Below are 24,905 nucleotides of genomic sequence, written 5' to 3'. Positions count from 1 at the left end.
ACTCAGATCTTGTTTTGCACAAATTATTCTAATAATCTGTATCTTAAGCTACTTTCTGAGGTGCGCTTACCCTGCCTTGTCCCTCTGGGAAATCTTCTAATATATAATTATTAAAATCCCGTTCAAAAAGCATTTTTTCTTCACTGTCATCAGCTTGAAATAGCCACTCACAAACAACTTCCCGCGCATTCACCTCAAAACCGTACCTAAAAGTTTTATCTTCTAGTAGAAAAACGATTTCAAAGAAAGACGGCTCTTTTTCTGTCTCCGTACTTAGCCGGAATGCTTCAATATCGATCGCCTCTGAAACTTGTGTTTCTTTGGATGAGTTGAGGACAAACCATTTCATAAAGTTAATAGCAGCGATAAGATTGCTTTTGCCGCGTGCATTAGCTCCATAAATAGCAGCACTTTTGAGTAAGCTTAACTTATCATTAATTGGGAATACATTATTTTCGTCCCGCTCTTGGTCTTCCTCCGTAATTGACGAAGCTACCATGCTGAGGGTGACAGTTTATTTAAAAGATTTGTAGTTGCCCACACTGAATCCAATCAGCATAACTTGCCTCCGATCGCCTAAATTAGTATAACGTGCAAATTTTGCAATTCGTTCTATGATAACACAACCAGCTACCTCAGCTAACACCAAGTGCTAACCATGCGAATTCTCCAAATTATCCCCTCAATTTCCCTCGTCTACGGCGGGCCGAGTCAAATGGTACTCGGACTTTCTGCGGCACTCGCGGCCAAAAACATTGATGTGACGATTATCACCACAGATTCTAACGGAGATATCGGTCAAATTCCCTTAGATGTTCCTCTGAATAAATCAATACAACAAAACGGCTATCAGATTATTTATTTCCGCTGTTCTCCGTTTCGTAGATATAAGTTTTCTCTCTCGTTATTGCAGTGGTTGAATGCAAATGCACAACAATTTGACCTCGCCCACATTCACGCTCTTTTCTCACCGGTAACTACCTTTGCCGCCACAATTGCTAGATATCATAACTTGCCATATATTATGCGTCCATGCGGTATGCTTGACCCCGCTGATTTGCAGAAAAAAAAGCGCTTGAAACAGATTTATGCCACGCTTTTAGAACGCCCTAATTTAGCAGGTGCTGCTGCAATTCATTTCACAAGTAAAGAAGAAGCTAAAATCTCAGAAAGATTTGGTTTGGGTAGCACAGGCAAGATGCCTGTGCCACAGGATTTGGTGATTCCATTGGGGGTGAGGGCAGATTTTTATTCTGATATATTGCCGGATTCTGAAATACCAATAATATTATTTATGTCGCGGATTGAACCGAAAAAAGGGTTAGATTTGCTAATTCCTGCACTGGAAAGTCTTTTGGCAGAAGGCATAAATTTTCACTTTATTTTAGCAGGTTCTAATCCGCAAGATGCAGGTTATGAAACAAAAATTAAAGAAAAAATCCAAAATTCCAATTTAGGACAATCTACAACAATCACTGGCTTTATGAGTGGTGATTCAAAAGTTGCACTATTGAGAAAAGCCGACTTATTTGTATTGCCTTCTTATTACGAAAACTTTGGCATTGCTGTAGCAGAAGCAATGGCCGCTGGTGTACCTGTCGCCATTTCCGATCGCATACATATTGCGGAAGACATACAGCAAGCAGAAGCCGGTTGGGTGGGGCCTTTAGAAGTAGGGGCGATCGCCCATTCAATCAAATCAGCACTTCTGAATCCACAGGAACGTCAACGCCGGGGATTGAACGGCCAAGAGTATGCAAGAAAGCATTATAACTGGGAGGCGATCGCCCAGCAAACCATCGATGCTTACCAGCAGATTTTGTCATCTATAGCAGAAGGAAGAAGGAAGAAGGAAGAAGGAAGAAGGAAGAAGCAATAAAATCTATCGTTTCAGCCATTAACAACGTCCTAACCGTCTTGGCGGTTGCTATATTAAGTAATGCGACTGAGGTTTACCTTTTACTTCTTCTCCTGCTGCGAGTTCTTGTGCTGCTGCTATCTGAATTTTCAGGCGAGATTTTTTCAACGCTGCTATTGCTTTTAATATTAGTAGAGTCAGAGTTTGAGGTAGCAGTCGCGGATTTTCTTCTAATTATAATCGGAACATTAAGAGATCGACCGCAGGGTCTGCCGAAGGAGTCTATGTTCCTGCGATAATCGCAGATTGCAGCCTCTGCAATCGGTTCTTGACAATCATTAATAAAGCTTTGTGCTAATTTGTAATTATTTCCGTCTCCCTGCTTTGAGAAAAGTTCTCCAGCTTGTTCAAAGTCTGCTACTGCTTGCGATTTTGTTCCCAACATACAGCGAATAGCACCTCGTTCCAAATAAGCCAAACCATAATTAGGATTAACGCGGATAGCTTGTTCATAATCCCCGATCGCCTTTTGCTTGTTTCCCAATTCATAGTATGCTTGACCGCGACCGAAATAAGCTTCTGCCAAGTTAGGATTAAATTGCAGCGCTCGATCGTAATTGTAAATTGCCTGCTGCTTGTTTCCCTGTTTGGCAGTAGCAATTCCCAATCCGAGGTAAGCTTGAGGTATGTTGGGATTCAGCGCTAAAGCCTGAGTAAAATTGGCGATCGCCCCCGGAACATCTCCCTTTTGAACTTTCAAAGAACCTTGGTTGCTGAAATTTGCAGCTTTTTGAGCGATCGCAACTCTTTGACCGATCACAGCGCGATTGGCTCGGTAATTAGATAACTTATTTTGAGCTAGATTATAAACAGGAGTACGTGAATCGATCGCTTCTAAAAGTGCGATCGCCTCTTGCCATTTACTTTGCGACTGCTGCCAAACTTCTATAGGATGAGGCGGCTTTTGCACAACCACAGCAGCTTCCATCGCCAATTTTTGAGCCGTTGCTAGACTTTCTGCCGCCTGTAAGTTTTGCTGTACAGGAACCAAACTCGGGCGCAGCTTAACTAAATCTGCTCTAGCTTGCTGATACCCAAAGCCGGGGAAGTTAGGAATTTTCTCTAAATTGGCGATCGTTTCTTTAAGTCGTTTATCCAAACTTCTGAGCAGATTTACATCGGTGGCTTTCCCTGCATTCTGCGTTTCAACTGCCAGTATTTTCGCTTGCTTCAGCGTTTCATTTCCCGATCGCATAAAGGCGATCGTCCCTACACCTGTCCCCAACACCAAAACCCCTAAACCTGCTAATAAAGCTGCGGGTATTTTGCGGCTTCGCGAGTTATTAACTTGATTGTTAATTCGTGATGGCTGTACCCTTGGAGTCTGACGAGACTGTTCCGCTTCCGGTTCTGAATCCACCTCCAAATCCCAAGCAGGCAACTGCAAATCATCTGCTGCTGTTCCCGCTGCCAACTCGTGAGTAATTGGAGAAATATTATTGCTATTTCCGCTGTAATACTTGTCAACCAAACTCTGCAATCCTGCTTGATATCCTTCTCCTACTGCCTGAAATCTCCACTCTCCATTCTTTCTATACAAACGACCAAATTCTACACCAGTCTCTCGGGAAAAATTCTCTTTTAATTCATAGCGAACCAGTTCGCTTCCCGTATCCAAATTAGTAATTTTGATAAAAGCATTTTTGATATTGCTAAAATTTGCCTTGATTTTATCTGCTTCGTGAATAGTGACGGCAAAAGTTATTTCCTCAATTTCAGGATTGATTTTCTCTAAAATAACGCCGTAAATACTCTTATTCTCTTGACCTCTGTTGTTTTTCTCAGGAATCGATTGCAGTACCGAACTGTCAAAGGATTGCAGATTATTGTAAAAAATAAAATATTTATCGTTAGGTAGTTTGCCGTCAGCACCTAGCATAAAGGCAGAGACATCAATCTCGTAGCTTTGTCCTGCCTCTGTCACCTGCCAACCGAGGGCGATCGCCATTTTTTTTATACCGGGCGCTTCTTTAGAGATATTAAATCTCTCACCCTTACTTAATTGCATTGCCATCTGCTTATTTGTTAAACCTAAAATTTTATACTCCTAATCTTAATGTTAAGTGGCACAATAAGTTCTTTAATTAATGAAATTTAACAGAGTTTTTCTAATCGCGGGCGTGATTAAAAATATCTGCTGCCTGTATCTGAATTTATTGAGATTTACTTAGAGAGAATTACCTAAGTAAAAACCGGGCTTTCTGCTCCAAGCGGTTTCTACAATTGAACTTAATTTGACATTAGTTTGGAGCATTTTCAGAACTAGGTAACAAGGTAATAAATTTACCAAAAGCTCCAGACGAGACTTTTCCGCTGCCGGTTCTGACTCCACCTCCAACTCCCCAGCCGGCAACTGCAAATCATCGGCTGTTGCCGCTGCCAACTCGTTAGTAATTGGAGCAATATTATTACTGTTTTAGCTGCAATACTTATCAACAAAACTCTGCAATCCTGCCTGATATCCTGCTCCTACCGCCTGAAACCTCCACTCTCCATTCTTTCTATACAAACGACCAAATTCTACAGCAGTCTCTCGCGAAAAATTCTCTTTTAATTCATACCGAACAAGTTCGCTTCCTGTATCCAAATTGATAATTTTGATAAAAGCATTTTTGATATTGCTAAAATTTGCATTAATTTTATCTGCTTCGTGAATAGTCACAACAAAAGTTATTTCCTCAATCTCAGGATTAACTCTTTCTAAGATAACGCCGTAAATAGTTTTATTCTCTTGATTTCGGTTGTTTTTATCCCGAATCACTTGCAGTACCGAATTGTCAAAGGATTGCAAATTATTGTAAAAGATCAAATATTTATCGTTAGGTATTTTGCCGTCAGCACCTAACATAAACGCAGAGACATCAATCTCGTAGCTTTGCCCTGCCTCTGTCACCTGCCAACCGAGGGCGATCGCCATTTTTTTTATACCGGGCGCTTCTTTAGAGATATTAAATCTCTCACCCTTACTTAATTGCATTGCCATCTGCTTATTTGTTAAACCTAAAACTTTATACGGCTCATGTTAATATTAAGTGGGACAATAACTTTTCTTCTTTAATAAAACTTAATATTTTGCCTTTAATAGCGGGCTTGATTAAAAATATGTGCTGCCTGTATCCGAATTTATTGAAATTTACTCAGAGAGAATTACCTAAGCAAAAACCGGGCTTTCTACAAAACCCGGTTTCTACTATTGAACTTAATTTTACTCTAGTTTTGAGCATTTTCAGAACTAGGAGGCAGCGTCACAAAATTACCAAAAGCTCCAACCGTTTGATAGCTTTTTTTACCTAATTCAGTTGTGTAAATGCTGACAACACCTAAATTTTGACGCTGCGTTGTATTGTCGAGCAAGCTTTCGATCGTGCCCCGCTGCGAAGTCAGCAAATTCTTGCAACTGCCGATCAAAGTATCTGTAATGCCGCCCAAAGCTTTCGGCACGCGAGAATCTTTGCACACAGTGCTTTCCAACTCGGTTTGGAGTACGCCGGAAGCATAAGTTAGGTATTGAGCTCTCCCAGGATTTGTAAATGCCATGCCGGCGGCCAGAAGAGTCAGGGCGATCGCGACTTTTCCCACATTGCCGAAAAAATTAGAAGTTGACTTCTTAGTATTCATTGCGTTATCAATAATCATTTTTTTTAGCCCCGTTGATTTATAAGCTTCTCTTGATTTAAACTACACCTCCTCAGAAACAGATTTCCGAAAGGAGGGGACAGTTTTTAGATTGGAGGCCAGTTGCGAGTAAGTCTCTCACTGGTTTACCTTCCTTTTACGTTTCTCCCTCCCTCAAATCCGGTAAATCTTCAACAAAACATTTAGCTGGTTTTAGCTGGTTCCTAGGCTGTGCCTGGGAACCGAGATCCAGAGGCTCTGCCTCGCTAATCCTCGCTTTGGAAGAGGCAGAGCCTCTGGATCTGCATCCCCAGGCTCTGCCTGGGGACGAGGAAACTTAGTTTCGCTTTGATTTTTGCCGATCGATCTCCCGCTGCAACTCTTCAATCTGACGGCGCAAAGCCTCCGTCTCACTGTTAGGCGCTTGGGATTTCACATCAACCGCACCCTCAGCTACAGCCCGCTTGTAGTTTCCCAGCTTGATTTGGCGGTATTCCTCCGAAGCGGCCCAATCTCGCAAATACCGCAGGCGTTCCACCGGGAAAGGGTGACTCAGCATCACGCCTTGACCGCCGTTGTACAGTAAAAATTTATACACTTGGTTGAGATTGTCGCGATCGAGCTCTTGATAGTTGTCAGACTGGCGGATAAATTCTTGCAAACTGCATTGGTCAGCATATTTACTGCTAACTCCCGCAAGTTTCATCATCGTCTTCATCACACTGTTCAAGTCATCCGTTACCAACAAAGCCGCCCGGTCTGCGGATAATTCCGCCTTGCGCCGCCACTCATAAAAAGCGTAAATTAAACCGCTTCCGACCATATTTCCCAGCCCGAAAGTCATCTCGCCAATGGTCGATGCGACGCTCATCGCCCACATCGCCATTTGATTTAAAATTGGATGACCGCATTTTATGTGTCCCAACTCGTGAGCTAGCACTGCCTTGATTTCTGCCTCGTCCAATAAGTCTAAAAGACCCGTATTTAACACTATATAAGGCTGGTTTTTTCCTAGGGCGTAGCTGTTAACGGCGGGATTTTGAGAAACAAACAAACCCGGTTCTGGAAAAACATCTAAATCCTGCACACACTCCCGAAATATGTGATAAATGCTGGCATACTGGCGCGGCCCGACTTGAATGCTATTTCCCATTAAGTAAACGAATTGCGGTCGTTCGTAGACAAATTCTACAAATTTGCTGGCAATTAAGTCAAATCCAGGTACGCTCCGCAATGCTGCCTCGGCTTGGCGATCGAGGGGATGCTGAAATGCTTCGCTAGAAATTCCAGTATAAGTAGGCATAGTTGTTGCAAAAGTTACATTTAAGATATCAGTAATGCCATCGCTGCTGGTGCTAGCTGGCGCCTGACTTATAATATTATCGCGACAAATATTCAACTGTTGTGGAACAGGCCGAAAAGCTTGTTCAAATTAGCGTTAAAATTGTGGTTCTGGTACAGGCGCGATCGACAAACATCTTTCACAGTGCCTGTGTATCGCCTCACCCAAAAATTGGAACGTGCAAAAATGGCTATCCTGCGACTCGAAAACGGTACAACCTACACTCAACAAAGCGACATTACCCGAGAACTCGCTTCCTTAAACATTCAACTCAACCGCTGGCCCGTGGGTGACAGCGCTGAAATTCAAAATTTGTTAGCTAAAGATGCTCTAGACGACAATCAAAAAGAGCAAGTGCTGCAAGCCCTCGACGGCTACTTTCAACAACTCAAGGAAACGGCAGGCTATCAATCGCGCGACTTAATCGTACTGCACCCAGACATTCCCAACATCGACACCATGCTGTCCAAATTCAACAAGTGCCACATCCACGCCGATGATGAAGTCCGCTATATCGTAGCAGGCGAGGGCATTTTCGGCTTCGTGCGGCCCGACGGCAGCCAAGTCGAACTCACAGTGCAGCCGGAAGAATTTATCAACGTGCCGGCGAATACAGAACACTGGTTTTATTTGACAGCAGCCCGGAAAATTAAAGCGGTGCGCTATTTTACTACCCAAGAAGGCTGGACGCCGGAGTATACCGATACGGAAATTCGATCGGGCTTAGCCATCGTTTAAATATGCCAGCTAAAGATAAGTTTCATGAACTCGTCAAGACTGCCCTCCAAAATCAGGATTGGACAATTACTCATGATCCTTATCATATCGATCTGGGATTTGTTGATTTTTATATCGATCTGGGTGCAGAACAGTTATTAGCAGCGACAAAGGATAATGAAAAAATTGCGGTTGAAATCAAAACGTTTTTGGCACCCTCGACGATTTCAGAATTTCATACCGCAGTGGGACAATTTATTAACTATCGGATTGCATTAGAAGATGACGATCCCGATAGAACTCTTTACTTGGCAATTCCATTAGATATTTACAAAAGATTTTTCAAATACTCATTTATTCAAAGGGTGATTGAACGCAATCAAATTCCGCTTTTAGTTTACGATACCGAAAAAGAGGAGATTTCTCAATGGATAAAGTAAGTTTGTATCGTCAATATATTCAGGAGTTGCTAACTGAGCGAGCCCAGCGACGATCGCCTAGCGATCCAGTTTCCAGCGAGACGATTTTCGATCAGGTAAGCGATCGCTATCAACTTGTAAATGTGGGTTGGAAAAACGGTAGCACTCGGATTTATGGCTGCGTGATTCATGTAGATATTAAAGATGGGAAAATTTGGGTGCAGCATGACGGGACTGAAGAAGCGATCGCCGATCAGTTAGTAGCCCGAGGTGTGCCAACCCAGGAAATTGTGCTAGCCTATCATGCACCTCATGTCCGACAATACACCGAATTTGCAGTTGGTTGATCCAGCCTCAAACTTTGTGGTTTGAAGATTGCAAAATACTCAAAGCAACCGCCTCCGCCACCTTAATCCCATCAATCCCCGCCGACAGAATACCACCCGCATATCCTGCACCTTCCCCAGCAGGATAAAGACCTTCTGTATTCAAACTTTGATAATCTTCCTTGCGTTTAATCCGAATTGGTGAAGAAGTGCGCGTTTCCACACCAGTCAAAACCGCATCATCCATCGCAAATCCTTTAATCTGTTTGTCAAAAGCCGGAAGTGCTTCGCGGATAGCTGCGATCGCATAATCTGGCAAACTTTCGCTCAAATCAGTCATCACAACTCCCGGCGTATAAGACGGCTGCACAGCGCCTAGCGCCGTGGAAGGGCGATTTGCCAAAAAATCCCCCACAAGCTGCCCAGGGGCGTTGTAAGTGCCACCACCTAACTCAAATGCCCGTTCTTCTAGGCGACGTTGAAACTCAATTCCTGCTAAGGGATGACCGGGATAATCCTCCGGCGTGATACCCACCACAATCCCGCTGTTAGCATTGCGTTCATTGCGAGAATATTGACTCATCCCATTAGTGACAAGTCGCCCCGGTTCTGACGCAGCCGCCACTACCAAACCACCGGGACACATACAGAAACTATATACAGAACGGCCGTTTTGGCAATGGTGAACCAGTTTGTAATCGGCGGCCCCCAAAAGCTTATGGCCCGCCCGATCGCCAAAACGACAGCGATCGATAATAGTTTGGGGATGTTCCACCCGAAAACCAATAGAAAAAGGTTTAGCCTCGATGTAAACTCCGCGCGAAAACAACATTTCAAAAGTATCGCGGGCGCTGTGTCCCACCGCCAGAACTATATAATTACTAGCAATATATTCTCCACTAGCCAGGGTAAGTCCCTGCACTTTTCCATTTTCGATGTGGATATCTTCTACACGAGTTTGAAACCGAATTTCTCCGCCTAATGATTCTATTTGGGCGCGAATACTTTGGACAATTCCCACCAGTTTGAACGTGCCAATATGCGGTTTATTAATATATAAAATTTCCGGTGAAGCTCCCGCATTCACAAGTTCCGTCAGCACCTTGCGCCCATAATGCTGAGGATCTTTAACTTGGCTGTAGAGTTTGCCATCGGAAAAAGTACCCGCACCACCTTCGCCAAACTGAGCGTTAGATTCTGGGTTGAATTCTGCTTTCTTCTTCCAAAATCCAAAGGTATCAACCGTGCGATCGCGCACAGCTTTTCCGCGTTCTAAAAGGATGGGACGAAACCCCATTTGTGCCAGCATCAGACCTGCAAACATACCGCAAGGCCCTGTACCAATCACAATGGGGCGAATCGTCAAATTGCTGGGGGCTTGCGCTACATAGCGATAACTCGTGTCTGGTGTCACCATCACATGAGGATCTTTTTTGAAGCGTTGGAGAAGTTGCTTTTCCTGTGTCGTCTCTACATCCACAATATAGACAAGGAGGATTTCTGCTTTTTTACGAGCATCGTAGCTCCGCTTGAAGATGGAATAGCCGAGCAATTCTTCGGGGGGAATTTGCAGCTTTTTGAGAAGGGCATCGGCGATCGCATCTTGAGGATGATCGAGGGGGAGTTTTATTTCGGTTATTCTTAACATATAGTGGAAGGAAGAAGGAAGAAGGAAGAAGGAAGAAGGAAGAAGGAAGAAGGAAGAAGGAAGGAAGAAGGAAGAAGGAAGAAGGAAGGAAGAAGGAAGGAAGAAGGAAGAATAAAAATCCCGAACAGAAGTATTATAACTATTTAACCGGTCATCCTATGGGCGATCGTCATGGGTCGATCGATTTTTGATTTTAGATTGAAGAAACGTTATAATAAGCAAAAAATTAAGTTTTGTAAAGACCCTTGACTGCAACATTCACACCCAAAAACAGCCGCACCTGGCACGCTCTCAACCCCCTGTGGCAAGGAGCAGAAGACGCAGTACAGAAGGGTTTACCCCACACCAAGCTCGCACCGGCGTGGCAAATACTGCTCCTGGGCGACGGTTCCCCCACCCGTCACCTGCAACTGCTGACAGGGGAACCCACAGAAGTAGATGTGATCGATATGTCTTTAGTTGGTGAAGACGCAGACGGCGCGCCCCAGCAAATTGTCGCAGTTCCGGGGCCGCGGCTGCGCCGCCAAGTGTGGCTGCGAACTGCTTCTGGACAGCGTTTAGCCTATGCGACTTCTTGGTGGGAAGCGAGCCACGTAGACGAATATTTACAAAATAAATCTTTGCCAATTTGGGCTAGTTTAGCGAGACTGCGGACAGAATTGTATCGCGATGTGCAGGGCATTTATTGCGGTAATTCGGCTGCTTTGGAATCAGCGTTTGAAGAGTCGGGGCCTTTTTGGGGGCGGCACTATTTGTTTTGGCATCACGGGAAGCCATTGACTCTGATTTATGAGGTTTTTTCTCCTTATTTAACTAAGTATTTGGGGTCGATGCAATTGGATGTTGATTGAAGCTGAGATCTTGCACTATTATCAATCAGGCTTTCAGGGCGGGCTAGAAGCCCAACCCCTACTCTCCCCAATAAAATTCATCTCTTGTGGAACAGGCCGGAAAGCCTGTTCTTAAGAATAGTTTCGCCGAAATTTTACTCGCAAACCATCGCGGGGATGGGGAGTCGGTACTCGGATTAAATTCAAATCTTGATCCGGTAAAAGCTCCCATTCAAACTCCCGAACAATCTTTGCCGCAAACAACTTCATTTCTAACCTGGCAAATTCTTTGCCCAAACATTCTCGCAAACCGCCACCAAATGGCACGTAACTGAACGGTTTTGCCGATCGCTCGGAGTTAAATCGATCGGGATCGAAGCGATCGGGCTCGGGATAAACTGCGGTATCCTGATGCGTCTGATTGATTTGATAAAGTACCATCCAACCCTTGGGAATTTCGTAGCCGCCGAACTCGCAATCATTAATTACCTGCCGAAAACCGCCTCCCACTGGCGGAACCAACCGCAGCACTTCTCGCATAACCTGCTCTAAATAAGTCATTTGTTTGAGTTCTTCCAAGGTTAGCGGTTCAGTTGCGGGGAACTGCTGCTGTTCGGCCCGTACTTTTGCCATCACATCGGGATTTTGAGCCAGGAGAAGGCAAAAAGAGGCGATCGCCGAAGTTAAAGTTTCGTGTCCCGCAAACAGCAGCAACAGCACTTGATCTTTTAACTCCTCCAAACTCAAACTATTTCCCTCTTCATCGCGGGCCGAAATCAGCAAACTCAAAGCATCATTGCCGCTAGGGGTTCCTTGCTGGCGATCGCGAATAATCTTTTCAAGTTCGCCCAACAGCAGCTTTCGGCACTTTTTCGCCTTGCCAAACTGACTCCAAGGCACATCTAAAGGAATCGAAAATAAACCATTGCACCAAGTTTCAAAATAATGTCCTAGCGCCGTTTCCGAACCATTATCAATCCCTACTAACAACTTACCCGCAACATCAAAAGTATAATTTCTCAGTTCGGGATACCAAGTCAGCGTTTCCATTTTTGCCCATTTTTCCAAATAGCGCTGAGTGATATCTTCCATCGCGCCGATGTAGCCGGCTAAAGCTCGCGGCCCAAATGCTTGGTACAGCAACTTGCGGCGATTTTGGTGGTTAACACCAGTTTGCAACGCCAAGGAAAGCGGCCCTAAAAGCGCTTTCGTACTGGGAGGCCAAGTCACAACAAAATATTGGTTTTCATTGCTTAAAACAAACAAATTAGCCTCTTGGCCACACACAAACACGGTAGGCTGTCCGAAAATGCTGGTTTTGAAAATCGGCCCGTACTGCTGGTGGCGTTTTTTGGCAAATTGGGAATCTTGCAAAAAGTTGAGGGTATCGCCAATTAGGGGTAAACCGAAACTGCCGGGAGGTAATGCCATTTTAGATTTTAGATTTTAGATTTTAGATTTTTAGTATCATATCAATTTTAGTTGGAGGGTGGGCAATACGCACCAGACCAATTTCTGGTCAAATAACTTTTTTCTGTTGGTAGTCTGTCGGGTGCCTCAGTCTTGAGGTCAGTACAAAAAAATCTGGTTTTTTCAACTGATGCACCTTAGTATTTTTGCCGAAAAACAATTTAATTTTCTGTGCTTTTAATCGGAATCTCGATTATAAATTCAGTGCCTTTCCCCACTACCGAGAAACACTTAATTTCACCTTTATGTTTTTCGACAATAATTGAATGGGAAATCGCTAAACCCATCCCTGTTCCTGAACCGATCGGTTTTGTAGTATAGAAGGGGTCAAATATTCGCTGCTTGACTTGATCTGTGATACCTGCACCGTTATCAGCAATTCTAATCACAGCGAGGCTACCTTCTACCTCTGTACTAATGCGGATAATTCCCGGATTTTCCAGCGGTTCTTGTAAAACGTCAATAGCGTTAGCGATAATATTCATAAACACCTGATTCAACAGTCCGGCGTAGCACTCCACCAGTGGCAATTGTCCGTATTCTTTAATGATTTGAATTGCTGGGCGATCGTACTCCGTACCCGCTACGCTAACGGGCTGAAGTTTCAGACGGTGTTCTAAAATCATCAATGTGCTGTCGAGGCCTTCGTGAATGTTAACCTTTTTCATGTCTGATTCATCGAGGCGAGAGAAATTCCGCAAACTCCTCACGATATCGCGGATGCGAGTTGCTCCCACCTGCATAGAAGACAACATTTTCGGCAAGTCATCTAGCAAGAAATCTAACTCTAACACCTCTATTTCTTCCTGAAGAGCTGGAGAAGGTTCCGGGTATTCATCTCGATACATTTGCAGCAGTTTCATTAGGTTTGTGGTGTACTCTTCTGTGTAGGTAAGATTGCCGAAAATAAATGTGACCGGGTTATTGATTTCGTGGGCAATTCCTGCTACCATCTGACCGAGACTAGACATTTTTTCTGCCTGCACGAGTTGAGTTTGAGCTTGCTGGAGTTCGCACAGAGTTACTTCGAGTTTGGCAGCTTGTTCTTGCGCTATCCGAGCTGAATCGACGCTTTTAGTGTAAAGTTCAGATTGACTGATGGCGATGCCCAATTGAGCGCCAATTGCCTCCATTAACTCCACTTCCTCTTTTGTCCACTTACGCACCTCGCTGCAAGAAATGCAGCTAACAACACCAGTTAAACCCCCGGCACTTTTAATCGGCAAATCCAAGACAGACTTGTAACCAACTTGCAAAAAGAATTCCCTTTCTACTGGATTGCTGAAAGTTGCAACATCATCTATTTGATAAACTTCCAAATTAGCGATTTTTTGCGGCAGCGTACCCGTTATGTCAGCAGGGTAATAACCCAAAAGCGAGAACAAGTCATCATTTTTAGCTTCGTGGACGACATCCCAAGCAGGTGGCGAAGCGTCGGGCAAATACCAGATAAACACACAGCGATCGACTTGCAGCAAGTCGCGAATCTGCTGCACAGTTGTTGCCAAAATAGTATCTAAATCTAGAGATTCGCGGATATTGCTAGCTAGCTGGTTCATTAGCGCTTCCTGCTCCGCTAATTTGCGGAATCTCGCTTCCGACTTTTGCAACTGTCTTTGAGATTCTTTTTGTTTTGTAACGTCCAAGCCCAAACCTATTAAGCCGATCGTGTTTCCAAAATCATCTTTGACCTTAGTTTTAATTGTCTCTAAATAATGTTTTTTACCATCAGCAAGCTGCATCGCTTCTTGAGCATAACAGGGAATATCTTGGCTCCACGCTTGCGCGTCAGATTCCATGCACGTAGCAGATGCTTCTAATCCCAAAACTTCGGAATAGTGAGATGCTGCTAAAAATCTTGATTCAGGTATAGCCACATCTTCGCAGAAAGTTTTGTTAATTAATAACATCCGCCCGCTAGCATTTGTCAGCCATACCCAGATCGGAGCGTTGTCAATAATTGCCCTCAAAGTTTGCTGTTGTCTGGCGAGAGCTTCTTCTGTTTGTTTGCGCTTAATTCCCAGGGCGATTGTATCGGCACTTGACGCCAAAGCAATCAGCGTTGATTCGTTCAACTCCTGACGAGCAAACATCGCGATTACTCCCAGCAACTGATTGTCAACAATTAGCGGATATCCAGCAAAAGCCACCATTCCTTCACGCGCCGCCCATTCTTTGTCCTTGATGCGGGGATCTTCTTTCACAGAATTAGTGATGTGAGGTTGTCGCTCCAGGGCGATTAAACCAATCTTTAACTCACCGACAGCAATGCGGCTGTGAGCGCCGTCAATATGAGTATATATCCCCGCGCTTGCTTGCAGTTGCAATACATTGCCCTCTTCATTCAACGTCCAAATCCGAGCAAAGGCAACATCCAAATGGCGCACAACTGCATCGGCGCAATATTGCAAAGTTGCAAGCAAAGTCTGGTTTTGAGTTAAAGCAATTCCCACATCTGCTGTGAATACAGAAAGTTTCAATTGTTCTGCTAAAGCTTGTTCTGCTATTTTGCGCTCTGTAATGTCCGTAGCAGCACCGAGACGCTGCTTAATTTTTCCGTCCTCTGTTCTGCTAAATACAATATTCCGGCTGACTAACCAGTGCCAACAATTCTGTCTATCGCGTACCCGATATTCGTACTCAATAACTTCGCCGTCGGGAGCATTTTCTAATTGCTGAAAATATCCGGGAAATTTAGCTAAGTCGTCAGGGTGGATGATGGTGGGCAGTAGATTTCTGCCCATTTTTTCAACTTCTGCACTCGTATAGCCAAGGGTGTCAGTGATTTCGCGGTTGCTGTAGACATTTCGCTGCTCGCTTTCGTCGTAAACAAAGAGAAGATTCGGACTGGTATTGGCAATTCGCTCAACAAAACGCTGGCTCTCTTGCAGCGCTGCTTCTGCTTGTTTTTGAGCGGTAATGTCGCGGCCTATACCATACATCAATTCTTCCTCGCAGAAAGGGCTAACTGTCCAGGCTATCCACTTGTAAGAACCGTTTTGACAGCGCCAGCGGTTTGGAAACCCAACGGTATTATTCCCCGCAGCAATACTTTCAGCTTCTTTTAAAGTAGCTTCGCGATCGTCTGGATGCACGAATTCAATGAAGAGTTGGCCAACCATTTCGGCTTCGGAATAGCCGAGGATTTTTTCTGCTGCTGGGTTGATGCGTTTGAAATAACCATCAAAACCAATGACGCACAGCATATCTGGCGAGAGGCTAAAAAAGCGATCGCCCCCGTTGGGTTCGCTGGATGGGCGATCGTTTTGGGCTGCGACAGCAGAGGCGTTTGAGCGCGCCGATACCGCTAAAAAGACAATATTTGCTACTCCGAAAATAGCAACTTCTAGCTCGATACCGTATAAATCATAGCCGTTACTTACTACCCATAACCAGTTGAATAAAAACAGCAGGCATATCAAACATAAAAATAAAATAATCGGCAATATTTTAGATATATTGAATTTTATTTTAGGCTGGCTGCGGGCTGTTTGCTGCTGTGCTATACTTAAGAATAACATGATGTATATCCATAATATGTGGAGCGAATTTAACCACTTTTTTATTGGGAATAATGCGGGCATTTGAACTGAATATTTCATTTTTTGTGGCTGTGAACTATATATTTACTGGCAGCATCTCATATTTGTAAAAATACTTCTTCTGGCTCCTTCGTTCTTCCTGTCTCCTCCTGTCTCCTGCCTCCTGTCTCCTGCCTCAAAACGCCAATTTCTAGCTTGGTTACAAAACTAAGATAATCCCTATTTACTTCTGTCAAATAAGAATTAATATGTTTATTTAAACAGTGTAAACTTTGACTTGTTTGCGACATCTATGGTTGTTAATTTTGGGTAGATATCGGCAAAAGTTCTAGAGATTTAAGTGTATTTACGGAGTTAGCGAGTAATCTCTTCTTAGCTGGTGCGTATTTTTTCCCAACCAGACAGACCTAGAGGGATTTATATCTAATGTTGCACTAGCTGTTTCTGTTTGGCATTAGACATTTGGCCTAATATAACAGTAGTCCTCAAATCCTTGAGGGCGAAGTAGATTTGGTGTTACCAAAAATTATAAATTACAAGTGAAGAATACCTGCCGATTTGTTAAGGTAATTTTAAAAAAATATTCCTAGGACTTGTCACAAATACTGCAAGAGCAAGCTAGTTATCAATGTTTGCAAAAAGGCAGAAGCCTAGAAATCAATGGTGTTTCGAGTCATCGGCAGGAGATCCTGGCTCCTGTGCTAATTGAGACACGGCAGCGGATCTCCCTAATTGCTGCTGCCGAATTCGCTCCAAATTCCCAGCAGGAATAGAAGCTATAAGTTGTCGCGTGTAAGCTTGCTGCGGTTGGCGGTAAATGCGCTCGGCAGTGCCAATTTCCTCGATTTTACCTTTGTTCATGACGATCGCGCGATCGCTCATAAACTTGACTACGCTCAAATCGTGAGAAATAAAAATATAAGTCAGTCCCAACTCTGTTTGCAACTCCTTCAGCAAATTTAAAACTTGCGCCTGCACCGACACATCTAATGCCGAAACCGACTCATCGCAAATAATAAACTTAGGATTCAAAGCCAAAGCTCTAGCAATACAAATTCGCTGCCGCTGTCCGCCCGAAAACTCGTGAGGGTAGCGCCGCATAAAATCGGGATTTAAACCCACTCTCTCCAACAAATAAGCCGCGCGATCGCGCTGTTCTTTCTGGTTCTTACCAAAGCGGTGAATTACCATCGGTTCCATCACCGCATCCCCAACATTTAGGCGCGGATCGAGAGAACTAAAAGGATCTTGAAAAATAATTTGCAGATCGCGTCGCAGCCACCGCAATTTGCGATCGTACTCTTTTTTCATCCGATAATTAGCCATCCACTGCGATGCCGAACTACTTTTCGCAGGAGGCGTAATTTCTTGACCTTCAAAAAACACTTTACCGCTGGCGATCGGAATTAATTGCAGCAAAGCTCTCGCCAAAGTTGATTTGCCGCAGCCAGACTCGCCCACCAAACCCAAAGTCTCGCCCGGATAAACCTCAAAAGAAATATCGTTTACCGCCATAAACAAGCGTTGAGTTTCGCCAAACATCCCCTGCACCGGAAAACCGACGCGCAAGTTATTAACAGCTAGCAAAGGGCCGGAGATGTGCGGCAGCCGAGGCGGTTTTCCTGTTGCAAAAGCGGGATTTCCCCCGCTGCTGTCGCCGTCTAAATCGGCATTTTTCTCGACAATTACTAATTCCCCGCTAGCATTTGTGGTGACATCCATAAAATCGGAAACTGTCGGCAAGCGGCGCAGTTGCCGATCGAGAGTTGGGCGGCAAGCTAATAAACCTTTTGTGTAAGGATGTTGGGGATTGCTGAAAATTTGTTCGATCGCACCGCACTCAACAATCTTGCCCCGGTACATCACCGCCACCGTATCGCCAATTTCAGCAATGACGCCCAAATCGTGGGTAATAAAAATCATTGCCATGCCTCTAGAGTCCCGCAACTCCCGCAGCAAAGCTAAGATTGTTGCCTGCACGGTTACGTCCAAAGCCGTTGTCGGTTCATCAGCAATTAATAGAGTTGGATTGCAAGAAATGGCCATTGCAATCATCACGCGCTGGATTTGACCGCCTGAGAGTTCGTGGGGGTAGCGATCGAGCATAGCTTGTTTTTGGCCGTTGACGAGCTGCATCAAATCGCGATCGTCCTCCATCAATGCTTGATTCCCCGCAGCAGTCCGAGAATGCTCTTGCCGCAAAGCCAAACACCGCTGCCTGATCTCATCGTCGGCCGGTAGCAGCTTCACTTCTTGCAGCAGAGAAGCAGCTTGGCGCCGCGCTTCTGTCTGCGACACCTGTTGGTGCAAACAAATGGCTTCTGTGAGTTGAAATCCGATCGTATAAACGGGATTTAGCGAACTCATCGGCTCTTGAAAAATCGTCGCAATCTGGCTGCCCCGGTATGTTTGTTTTTCCCTATCCGGCATTTCCAGCAGATTCACAGGCCCATTGCTAGCGCCGTCTTTTGTCGAATAAAACCAAATTTCGCCATCGATTTTCGTTGACGAACTCGACAGCAAACCCATAACCGCGAGGGATGTTACCGATTTTCCCGATCCCGACTCTCCCACGATGCCCAGAGTTTGCCCTCGCTTGACCTCAAACGAAATGCCGTCAACCGCTTTGACAGTTGCAGACGCATCGCCTGCGTCCGCAGATTGAAATTGAACCCGCAGGTTGCGAACTTCTAGGACGGTTTCACTCATGGAAGTCTATGGCAAAAATTAAAGGGAGATTAAGTGGATTGTAGCAGGGCCTGTGGAAGGCAGAAGGCAGGGGGAAAGTTTTAAGATTGCTTCGTTCCTCGCGAAGCGTGGCAATCTGAAAACTCAGAGTTAGTTATAGCGGCTCTCAATCAGGTGAGGTACTCATCGGCTTTCTTACCAATTCCCCAATCGAAAATCGAAAATCCCAATCAGTACCTCACTCAATTGACAATTGCGATAAGTGCCTTCTGCCTGCGAGTAATTTTCCTCAAAAACCGATGACTTGAGTGTCAGCAGGCAGTGCAGTGGCCTCGGAGACCTTTTTAAACACAGTTGCCTGCTCGTTTAAGGAATTAGGTCTGGCCTGTCCGGGATTGGTGCCTTGCAACTGAAGGCGCATTTGACCTTCGGGAGTCAACTCAAAAACAGTCTCAACAGTTTCTGTGCTGCTGAGGCCGACATCAATGTGCATCGGTTTTTCACCCTGATTAACTTTGTACCTCATTTCTTTGGCGCGGGCGGCTCCGTCGGGGCCTTTAGCCATGAGAAACAATTTGCCTTCTGGGGCAAAGACGAAGGTGAAAGACTGACCGGAGGGGACTGTGCCTTGCCATTGGCCTAGGAGTTGCTGGTCGAGGTTGCTAGCGGCAGGGGCTGCTGTTTCTTGGGCAATTGTTGGTGTTGCTGCGGATGCTGTGCCGACTGAGGCGTTGAAGCTAATGAGGATGCCCAAGCAAAGGCTACCTGCGATCGCTTTACCAATCATTTTTGAATTAGACATGAGACCGATCTAAAAATTGGTTATTTGTTTTGTACACTGTAGCGGTAAAACCGTACATTAGTTTAGTTTAAATCCCTTTTAGGGATAGATATAGGTTGAGGTTCAAACCTGCAACGCAGTTGTCATCCCCGGACTAAAGGTTTTCCTGAGCTTGTTGAAGGGTCACGGGGCTTTCAGTTTTTTTTCTTGTAAAATCCAATACAAATCCGGCTTAAGCTGCACAGTTCGCTGTTCTGAGTTGATTGTTTTTAACTCAAAACAGCTAATTGACTATGGCGTTCGATCGCACCCCCAGATAGTTTGGCAAATCGATCGCATTAATAGTCTTTCATTAATTTTTTTCCGGATCGGGTTCGACTTCTTCTGTCGGAGATTCCGGCGCGGGTTCCTGTGGATTTTGCGATCGTTTCATGCGCTCCAATGCCTCTGCGTAAGACCAAGCCACGCTCACAAGAAAAGCTTTCGCCATGCCGGACAAATTTTGTGTATCCTCGCTTTCATGCGCTTCAGCTTTTTGGTTGCCGTTGTTTATCATGTTTTTGTTTTCTCCCGGGCAGGTTTTTCTAGCGATTTTTTGCAGTGTGCGATCGATACCCACAAATTATGATTTTTCTTGCACCCGCACCCTACTTATCTTTGAGGATATGACCTTGATTACCACGAATAATATCATAAATACGGTGATTGGATGACCACATCAGAAAAAAACCTTAACTTCGCTGGTTGCCCGCAACACTGACTCTTGCTGGACAGTGCGCTTGTAAGGTTCGATAACTTCATTAATAGCTTAATTTTTTCTGGCTACTTTCATAAATTAAAATAACTATTTTAGAGTTTTATCTAATCAGAACTCCCGATCAGTTTAGAAACTGCCCGGAGCCGTCTAATACGGTTAGCCATTCCCGAAAGCGAGGGGTAATAACTGCCTTGACAAACTCCTGCGATTCTGATGCAGAAGTTGTCTCACCTCCCGGTTTAGTTAAGCCAAAATACCGTTCATCTTTGAAGAGATTTGTTTGGTTGACGTTAGTATCTGCACTTTGGGGAAGTTGAGCGCGGGCAATTGTCGCCGGACAAACAGGCAGGATGAACAGCAGGCCAGTCAAGCAAAGACTGTTAAGATCTTGATTCATCAAAAATTACGTGCAACTTCTATATGTAGGGTGCAACTGAGATGTTGCACCATTCTCAATAAGCTTTGTATGAACAGGCTTTTCGGCCTGTTCCACAAGAAAATTCACTCTTTGTGGAACAGGCCGAAAAGCCTGTTCCTGAGAATGGTGCAAGATGTGAGGTGCAACCTAAGCGCTTTACCACTTATTTATTAGTCTAAAGGGAAAGAGACGAAAGTTTGCGTAGTTTGACCTCGAAGTCGCATTCCAGAGGCTAGCTAAGTCAGAATGGATTTGATTTAACATAAAGCGCTTCCAAGTCAAAAACCCAGTTTCATCAGAGAAACCGGGTTGATGAGCGTCTGTCCTAGTTTATTTATGCTCGCCTACTTGATTGCGTCTGTCCTATTAAGTAGCTCCACCTATTTAAACGTCAAACTTTTCAGGTGTTGAGAAACCCGGAAGGGCGAGCACTCTTGGCTGCGCCCCGAAAGCAATCATGTTTCTCAGTGTTATATTTTTTTAGTTGGAGCTAGTTATCCTTTAATTCGCGGATACTTCTGTTAGCAGTGTCTTTGTACATATCCCCGAATTCTTTCACGGCTGCTCCTGCTTCTTGTCCAATCTTCTGAGCTCGTTCGCCCGGAGAGTCTGAGGTTTCGCGAGCTTCTTGCCTCCATTCCCGGGTTGTTTGGGGTCTTTCAGGATTGTTGAGCTCAGACTTGGAGCTGGCTTGCGTGCCAAAACCTTTGTTAGTGCGTCCCGAATCAACAGTGGTTGTCAGCACCAGAAAACCGACTAGGACAACACTCAAAAAACTCTTAATTTGAAAGCCCTTAAGCAGGGAACTGATGCGAGCAATGGTGGTGGAAATCAAATTCATCTCAGTAATACTCCCTAAGTTGATTGGTGATAATTTTCAACATTTTTTCATCTAATTGACTCGCTCCAAAATTAGCAGCTAATGCGAGGTAAAGCCAACTTAGCTTTAACTTCCGATTAACCACCTAAATAGAGTTATAGGTTAGCGATAAAATTTGGTAAACACGCAACCTATGTGTCAGCCAATTAGCTTTTTCACACATGAATATCACGTTAACAGCAGCCAAATAGTTCTACCTCTAACTAAAGTCATAACTTAGTTAGAAGCAAAAAACATATTTTTATACACATGGTTAGACAATTTTTAATCAATCATGCTCTGCAGGGCAAATTATTATTGCAAGCGATCGCCCGTTTTCACGTCAAACCAGTGCAGCAACTGAGGCGGAAAAACCAGCTCTACAATTTCGGAATTCCAGTGGCGGTCATTTGGCAGCAAAGCCCGCACCGTTACTGACTCCACACCTTTAACTCGGACGCTAACTAAATTTTGCATTCCCAAGTTTTCTACTAAATAAACCTCACCTTTAATTGCCTCTGGGGCCGGCATCTTGCCGGCCTCTGCATCTGCAAAGCCGACGTGTTCCGGGCGAATTCCTAACACAATTTCTGGCGGCACAGTCGGTATATTTGGGAGTGGAACTCCAAAATCCCCCAACTTAGCAAAATTTCCCTGGCATTTAAGCACGAGCAAATTCATTTGCGGGCTGCCCACAAAACCCGCTACAAACTGATTTGCCGGACGAGTATAAATTAAGTGTGGCGGGTCTAGCTGCTGCACGCTGCCGCTGTTGAGAACGGCGACTTTTGTAGAAAGCGTCATTGCTTCGGTTTGGTCGTGAGTGACGTACACTACGGGAGCTTTTTGGGAGGAAAATAATTGTTTGAGTTCGGCCCTAACTTTTTCCCGTAATAATGCGTCGAGATTGCTCAAAGGTTCGTCGAGCAAAAATACTTCAGGTTGGCGCACTAATGCGCGGCCGAGGGCCACTCGCTGCCGCTGTCCGCCTGATAGTTTTCCTGGTTTGCGATCGATTAATTCCGTCAATCCGAGGGATGTTGCAACTTCTGTCACTAACCGATTGATTTCGCTGGAGGAAATTTTGCGAAGTTTGAGGCTCGATGCCATATTCTCGTATACTGTCATGTGCGGATACAGCGCGTAACTTTGAAAAACCATTGCAATATCGCGATCGCCCGGTCTGAGATAAGTGACATCGCGATCGCCAATTCTAATCTCGCCTCTAGTTGGCTGTTCCAACCCTGCAATTAACCGCAGCGTCGTAGATTTGCCACACCCCGACGGCCCCAACAAAGTCAGAAATTCCCCTTCGCTAACATCCAAACTAATGTCTTTTACGGGAACAACTTTAGGGCTGTAGGTTTTATTGAGGTTTTTGAGTTGCAATTTTGCCATGATTTTTAATGGGTAATTGGAAATTGGTAAGAACAGCACGACACGGATAAACACGGATACACGGATTAATCTTCTGTTGCTTGTTTTGACTGTTTACTCGTTACCAGGCAGAGCCTGGTAACGCAGATCCGGAGGCTCTGCCTCCAACTTTCCTGTTTAAAAAGCGAGGCAGAGCCTCTAGATATCGGTTCCCAGGCAGAGCCTAGGAACGAGTTCTAAAATCGATTTATCCTTTTACAGCCCCGGCAGTTAAACCCTGAACGATGCGCCGCTGGAACACCAAAACCAGCAAAACCAAGGGCAAAGTTCCTAAAACGGTAGCTGCGGCGATCGGCCCGTAAGGAATTTCAAAGACAGACGTGCCGCTGAGTTGAGCTGTGGCGACGGGAATAGTTTTTAGAGATTCGCGAGTCATAAATGTTAGTGCAAATATAAACTCGTTCCAAGCTGAAATAAATGTCAAAATTCCCGTTGTGACTAAAGCTGGAAATGTCATCGGTAGTACGATTTGCCACAGCATTTGGAAAGTGTTGTATCCGTCAACTTTCGCCGCATCTTCCAAATCTTTTGGCAACTGTTGAAAGAAACTCCGCATCACCAAAATTGTCAGCGGCAAATTGATCGCAGTATAAGGAATAATTAATGCTAAATAATTATTGCCTAAATTCAAAGCTTTGACAATTTCCAGCAGTCCCAAAAATAGCAGCACCGCCGGAAATAGCGTCACAATCGTCACAGTTGCCAGGATGATTCTCTCGCCCCACAGCCGCAATCTGGCTAAAGCGTAAGCTGCGGGAGCGCCTACTGCTAAACACAGCAATGTTGAAGTAATGGAAACAAAAGCGCTATTTAAAATGTAAAGTGCAAACGGGCGGCGCTGGAACAGCGACAGGTAATGCTCGAAAGTAATTCGTTTGGGAATGTAGACGTTTGGAATCGCTGAAATATCCGCATTTACTTTGAAAGAAGTTAGCACTTGCCAGATAATGGGTGCGAGAAAATATGCGACGATTAATATCGCCGAGATTGGCAAGATTAATTGCCGGATATCAAAGGTTTTTTTGCTAGGTTGTTCGCGGGCGATCGACATAATTTATACCAATCAAATAAATGTGCAACTGTGGGTTATCTCAAATCCCAAATCCCCAATCTAAAATCGTCTTAGTTTCCTCCGGCTGCATTGGTGCGGGCTCTCGATAACAAATAAGCGGCGATCGCAACTGCTGCCACTAACATCAAAAAAGTACACACCACCAAAGCCGCCCCGTATCCAAAGTCTAAATACCTCATCACCGTGCTGTAAATGTAGATAGAAACCGTCTCCGTTGCCCCCGCCGGCCCCCCTCCCGTCATCACCTGAATCAAGTCAAAAATGCCGAAAGATTGGGCAAATCGAAACAGCAAAGCAATCACAATTTGGGGCATCAGCAGGGGCAGGGTAACTTGACGGAAACTCTGCCAGCTACTCGCGCCGTCAATCGCGTGTGCTTCGTATAAATCACCGGGAATTGACTGCAATCCTGCTAGCAAAAGCAAGCTGACAAAGGGCGTAGTTTTCCACACATCTGCTGTAATCACTGCCATCATTGCCAAAGTCGGATCTCCCAGCCAGCTAATGCTATTTTGAATCAATCCTAATCGCCTCAAAATGTCGTTAATTACGCCGTATTGGTCGTTAAAAATCCACGCCCAAGCTACTCCCATCAATGCAGTGGGCAGCGCCCAAGGTAGCAGGGAAATTGTGCGAACAATGCCGCGCCCTGCGAAGGATTGATTTAAGACTAAGGCAATGCCCATACCGAGAATTAATTCCAGCACAACAGAGGCGACAGTAAATACTGTGGTGTTGCCTAAAGTTTGCCAGAAACGCCCGTCGCCTAACATTCGACTGTAGTTAGCAAAACCGGAAAAAACCAGTTTTAATTCAGTACCGAGGTTTTGAGTGAATAAACTCAGCCAAAAAGCGCGCAATATTGGGTAAGCAAATACTAGCATCAGAATTATCAAAGCTGGTGCTACTAATATCCATCCGGTTTTTTGTTCGTGCTGTCGCATCTTGTCTAATTGCATATTTTTTAGCCCTAATTTATCCCTCATTTATGGTTCGTAGTAAGGCCAATTCTCACAACTGTTAAAACATTATTCGTAGGGTGCGTCGCTCGCTCGATTATCGATTT

Annotated in this window: 22 protein-coding genes; 6 read left to right on the top strand and 16 right to left on the bottom strand. The window is 44.7% G+C overall.

The window, feature by feature from the left end; translation table 11 throughout:
- Positions 1 to 43: 43 nt before the first annotated feature.
- Complete coding sequence (locus QUA43_RS11245; RefSeq protein ID WP_333373882.1) at positions 44 to 499, bottom strand: AAA family ATPase; 456 nt, start codon at positions 497 to 499, stop codon at positions 44 to 46.
- Between the two features lie 159 nt (positions 500 to 658).
- Here QUA43_RS11245 and hpsP point away from each other — a divergent pair, with 159 nt between their 5' ends.
- Entirely contained in the window at positions 659 to 1,879 is a 1,221-nt protein-coding gene (hpsP, locus tag QUA43_RS11240; RefSeq protein ID WP_333373880.1) for a hormogonium polysaccharide biosynthesis glycosyltransferase HpsP, read from the top strand.
- A gap of 73 nt (positions 1,880 to 1,952) precedes the next feature.
- On the opposite strand, the gene QUA43_RS11235 is transcribed toward hpsP, so the two are convergent.
- The 4 genes from QUA43_RS11235 to QUA43_RS11220 form a co-directional block, all read right to left on the bottom strand.
- Entirely contained in the window at positions 1,953 to 3,926 is a 1,974-nt protein-coding gene (locus QUA43_RS11235) for a TerD family protein (protein ID WP_333373878.1), read from the bottom strand.
- A gap of 408 nt (positions 3,927 to 4,334) precedes the next feature.
- Positions 4,335 to 4,895 (bottom strand): TerD family protein, encoded by a 561-nt coding sequence (locus QUA43_RS11230; RefSeq protein WP_333373876.1) that lies wholly within the window; start codon positions 4,893 to 4,895, stop codon positions 4,335 to 4,337.
- Positions 4,896 to 5,128: 233 nt separating this feature from the next.
- The gene (locus QUA43_RS11225; RefSeq protein WP_333373874.1) at positions 5,129 to 5,554 is read right to left on the bottom strand and encodes a DUF4359 domain-containing protein; all 426 of its coding nucleotides are present in this window, start codon (positions 5,552 to 5,554) and stop codon (positions 5,129 to 5,131) included.
- A gap of 316 nt (positions 5,555 to 5,870) precedes the next feature.
- Positions 5,871 to 6,836, bottom strand: coding sequence for a M48 family metallopeptidase (locus tag QUA43_RS11220; protein WP_333373873.1), 966 nt, complete (start codon positions 6,834 to 6,836; stop codon positions 5,871 to 5,873).
- Positions 6,837 to 7,061: 225 nt separating this feature from the next.
- Here QUA43_RS11220 and QUA43_RS11215 point away from each other — a divergent pair, with 225 nt between their 5' ends.
- Genes QUA43_RS11215 through QUA43_RS11205 form a run of 3 tightly spaced genes read left to right on the top strand, consistent with a single transcriptional unit; the run spans position 7,062 to position 8,358 of the window.
- Positions 7,062 to 7,613, top strand: a complete 552-nt coding sequence (locus QUA43_RS11215; protein ID WP_333373967.1) for an acireductone dioxygenase — start codon at positions 7,062 to 7,064, stop codon at positions 7,611 to 7,613.
- A 2-nt stretch (positions 7,614 to 7,615) separates the two neighbouring features.
- Positions 7,616 to 8,032 carry a XisH family protein gene (locus QUA43_RS11210; RefSeq protein ID WP_333142927.1) on the top strand — a complete coding sequence of 139 codons (417 nt, stop codon included), beginning with the start codon at positions 7,616 to 7,618 and terminating at the stop codon, positions 8,030 to 8,032.
- Positions 8,020 to 8,358: a XisI protein gene (locus tag QUA43_RS11205; protein WP_333373871.1), complete on the top strand. Its 339-nt coding sequence runs from the start codon at positions 8,020 to 8,022 to the stop codon at positions 8,356 to 8,358. The genes QUA43_RS11210 and QUA43_RS11205 overlap by 13 nt, the downstream gene beginning before the upstream one ends.
- Before the next feature lie 7 nt (positions 8,359 to 8,365).
- On the opposite strand, the gene QUA43_RS11200 is transcribed toward QUA43_RS11205, so the two are convergent.
- Positions 8,366 to 9,985: an NAD(P)/FAD-dependent oxidoreductase gene (locus QUA43_RS11200; protein WP_333373870.1), complete on the bottom strand. Its 1,620-nt coding sequence runs from the start codon at positions 9,983 to 9,985 to the stop codon at positions 8,366 to 8,368.
- Positions 9,986 to 9,988: 3 nt separating this feature from the next.
- Here QUA43_RS11200 and QUA43_RS11195 point away from each other — a divergent pair, with 3 nt between their 5' ends.
- Together QUA43_RS11195 and QUA43_RS11190 are read left to right on the top strand one after the other, a co-directional pair.
- A complete protein-coding gene (locus QUA43_RS11195) occupies positions 9,989 to 10,132 on the top strand; it encodes a hypothetical protein (RefSeq protein WP_333373868.1) in 144 nt (47 codons plus the stop codon).
- A 98-nt stretch (positions 10,133 to 10,230) separates the two neighbouring features.
- A complete protein-coding gene (locus tag QUA43_RS11190) occupies positions 10,231 to 10,836 on the top strand; it encodes a chorismate lyase (protein ID WP_333084404.1) in 606 nt (201 codons plus the stop codon).
- Between the two features lie 111 nt (positions 10,837 to 10,947).
- On the opposite strand, the gene QUA43_RS11185 is transcribed toward QUA43_RS11190, so the two are convergent.
- From QUA43_RS11185 to QUA43_RS11140, 10 genes are all read right to left on the bottom strand, one after another.
- Entirely contained in the window at positions 10,948 to 12,246 is a 1,299-nt protein-coding gene (locus tag QUA43_RS11185) for a cytochrome P450 (protein ID WP_333373867.1), read from the bottom strand.
- A 200-nt stretch (positions 12,247 to 12,446) separates the two neighbouring features.
- Positions 12,447 to 15,806, bottom strand: coding sequence for a PAS domain S-box protein (locus QUA43_RS11180; protein ID WP_333373865.1), 3,360 nt, complete (start codon positions 15,804 to 15,806; stop codon positions 12,447 to 12,449).
- A 678-nt stretch (positions 15,807 to 16,484) separates the two neighbouring features.
- Entirely contained in the window at positions 16,485 to 18,536 is a 2,052-nt protein-coding gene (locus QUA43_RS11175; RefSeq protein WP_333373863.1) for an ABC transporter ATP-binding protein, read from the bottom strand.
- Positions 18,537 to 18,804: 268 nt separating this feature from the next.
- Positions 18,805 to 19,317, bottom strand: a complete 513-nt coding sequence (locus QUA43_RS11170) for a hypothetical protein (protein ID WP_333373861.1) — start codon at positions 19,315 to 19,317, stop codon at positions 18,805 to 18,807.
- Positions 19,318 to 19,648: 331 nt separating this feature from the next.
- The gene (locus QUA43_RS11165) at positions 19,649 to 19,852 is read right to left on the bottom strand and encodes a hypothetical protein (protein ID WP_333373860.1); all 204 of its coding nucleotides are present in this window, start codon (positions 19,850 to 19,852) and stop codon (positions 19,649 to 19,651) included.
- A 322-nt stretch (positions 19,853 to 20,174) separates the two neighbouring features.
- The gene (locus tag QUA43_RS11160) at positions 20,175 to 20,450 is read right to left on the bottom strand and encodes a DUF3574 domain-containing protein (protein WP_333373858.1); all 276 of its coding nucleotides are present in this window, start codon (positions 20,448 to 20,450) and stop codon (positions 20,175 to 20,177) included.
- Positions 20,451 to 20,961: 511 nt separating this feature from the next.
- Positions 20,962 to 21,312 carry a hypothetical protein gene (locus QUA43_RS11155; protein ID WP_333373856.1) on the bottom strand — a complete coding sequence of 117 codons (351 nt, stop codon included), beginning with the start codon at positions 21,310 to 21,312 and terminating at the stop codon, positions 20,962 to 20,964.
- A gap of 333 nt (positions 21,313 to 21,645) precedes the next feature.
- Entirely contained in the window at positions 21,646 to 22,728 is a 1,083-nt protein-coding gene (locus QUA43_RS11150) for an ABC transporter ATP-binding protein (protein WP_333373855.1), read from the bottom strand.
- Between the two features lie 226 nt (positions 22,729 to 22,954).
- Entirely contained in the window at positions 22,955 to 23,818 is an 864-nt protein-coding gene (locus tag QUA43_RS11145; protein WP_333373853.1) for a carbohydrate ABC transporter permease, read from the bottom strand.
- A gap of 71 nt (positions 23,819 to 23,889) precedes the next feature.
- Positions 23,890 to 24,798, bottom strand: coding sequence for a sugar ABC transporter permease (locus tag QUA43_RS11140; protein ID WP_333373851.1), 909 nt, complete (start codon positions 24,796 to 24,798; stop codon positions 23,890 to 23,892).
- Positions 24,799 to 24,905: the final 107 nt, after the last annotated feature.

The sequence above is a fragment of the Microcoleus sp. N9_B4 genome (assembly GCF_036701635.1).
In the GTDB taxonomy this organism is placed as follows: Bacteria; Cyanobacteriota; Cyanobacteriia; order Cyanobacteriales; family Microcoleaceae; genus Microcoleus.
The sequence above is the reverse complement of the archived record's forward strand: the minus strand, read 5'-3'. Positions and strand labels throughout refer to the sequence as shown.

Coding starts and splice junctions, on each gene's coding strand:
- hpsP (WP_333373880.1), top strand. CDS start 659: ATGCGAATTCTCCAAATTATCCCCTCAATTTCCCTCGTCTACGGCGGG.
- QUA43_RS11180 (WP_333373865.1), bottom strand. CDS start 15,806: ATGTTATTCTTAAGTATAGCACAGCAGCAAACAGCCCGCAGCCAGCCT.
- QUA43_RS11230 (WP_333373876.1), bottom strand. CDS start 4,895: ATGCAATTAAGTAAGGGTGAGAGATTTAATATCTCTAAAGAAGCGCCC.
- QUA43_RS11160 (WP_333373858.1), bottom strand. CDS start 20,450: ATGAATCAAGATCTTAACAGTCTTTGCTTGACTGGCCTGCTGTTCATC.
- QUA43_RS11210 (WP_333142927.1), top strand. CDS start 7,616: ATGCCAGCTAAAGATAAGTTTCATGAACTCGTCAAGACTGCCCTCCAA.
- QUA43_RS11245 (WP_333373882.1), bottom strand. CDS start 499: ATGGTAGCTTCGTCAATTACGGAGGAAGACCAAGAGCGGGACGAAAAT.
- QUA43_RS11185 (WP_333373867.1), bottom strand. CDS start 12,246: ATGGCATTACCTCCCGGCAGTTTCGGTTTACCCCTAATTGGCGATACC.
- QUA43_RS11235 (WP_333373878.1), bottom strand. CDS start 3,926: ATGCAATTAAGTAAGGGTGAGAGATTTAATATCTCTAAAGAAGCGCCC.
- QUA43_RS11200 (WP_333373870.1), bottom strand. CDS start 9,985: ATGTTAAGAATAACCGAAATAAAACTCCCCCTCGATCATCCTCAAGAT.
- QUA43_RS11175 (WP_333373863.1), bottom strand. CDS start 18,536: ATGAGTGAAACCGTCCTAGAAGTTCGCAACCTGCGGGTTCAATTTCAA.
- QUA43_RS11205 (WP_333373871.1), top strand. CDS start 8,020: ATGGATAAAGTAAGTTTGTATCGTCAATATATTCAGGAGTTGCTAACT.
- QUA43_RS11215 (WP_333373967.1), top strand. CDS start 7,062: ATGGCTATCCTGCGACTCGAAAACGGTACAACCTACACTCAACAAAGC.
- QUA43_RS11155 (WP_333373856.1), bottom strand. CDS start 21,312: ATGAATTTGATTTCCACCACCATTGCTCGCATCAGTTCCCTGCTTAAG.
- QUA43_RS11225 (WP_333373874.1), bottom strand. CDS start 5,554: ATGATTATTGATAACGCAATGAATACTAAGAAGTCAACTTCTAATTTT.
- QUA43_RS11165 (WP_333373860.1), bottom strand. CDS start 19,852: ATGATAAACAACGGCAACCAAAAAGCTGAAGCGCATGAAAGCGAGGAT.
- QUA43_RS11145 (WP_333373853.1), bottom strand. CDS start 23,818: ATGTCGATCGCCCGCGAACAACCTAGCAAAAAAACCTTTGATATCCGG.
- QUA43_RS11170 (WP_333373861.1), bottom strand. CDS start 19,317: ATGTCTAATTCAAAAATGATTGGTAAAGCGATCGCAGGTAGCCTTTGC.
- QUA43_RS11220 (WP_333373873.1), bottom strand. CDS start 6,836: ATGCCTACTTATACTGGAATTTCTAGCGAAGCATTTCAGCATCCCCTC.
- QUA43_RS11150 (WP_333373855.1), bottom strand. CDS start 22,728: ATGGCAAAATTGCAACTCAAAAACCTCAATAAAACCTACAGCCCTAAA.
- QUA43_RS11140 (WP_333373851.1), bottom strand. CDS start 24,798: ATGCAATTAGACAAGATGCGACAGCACGAACAAAAAACCGGATGGATA.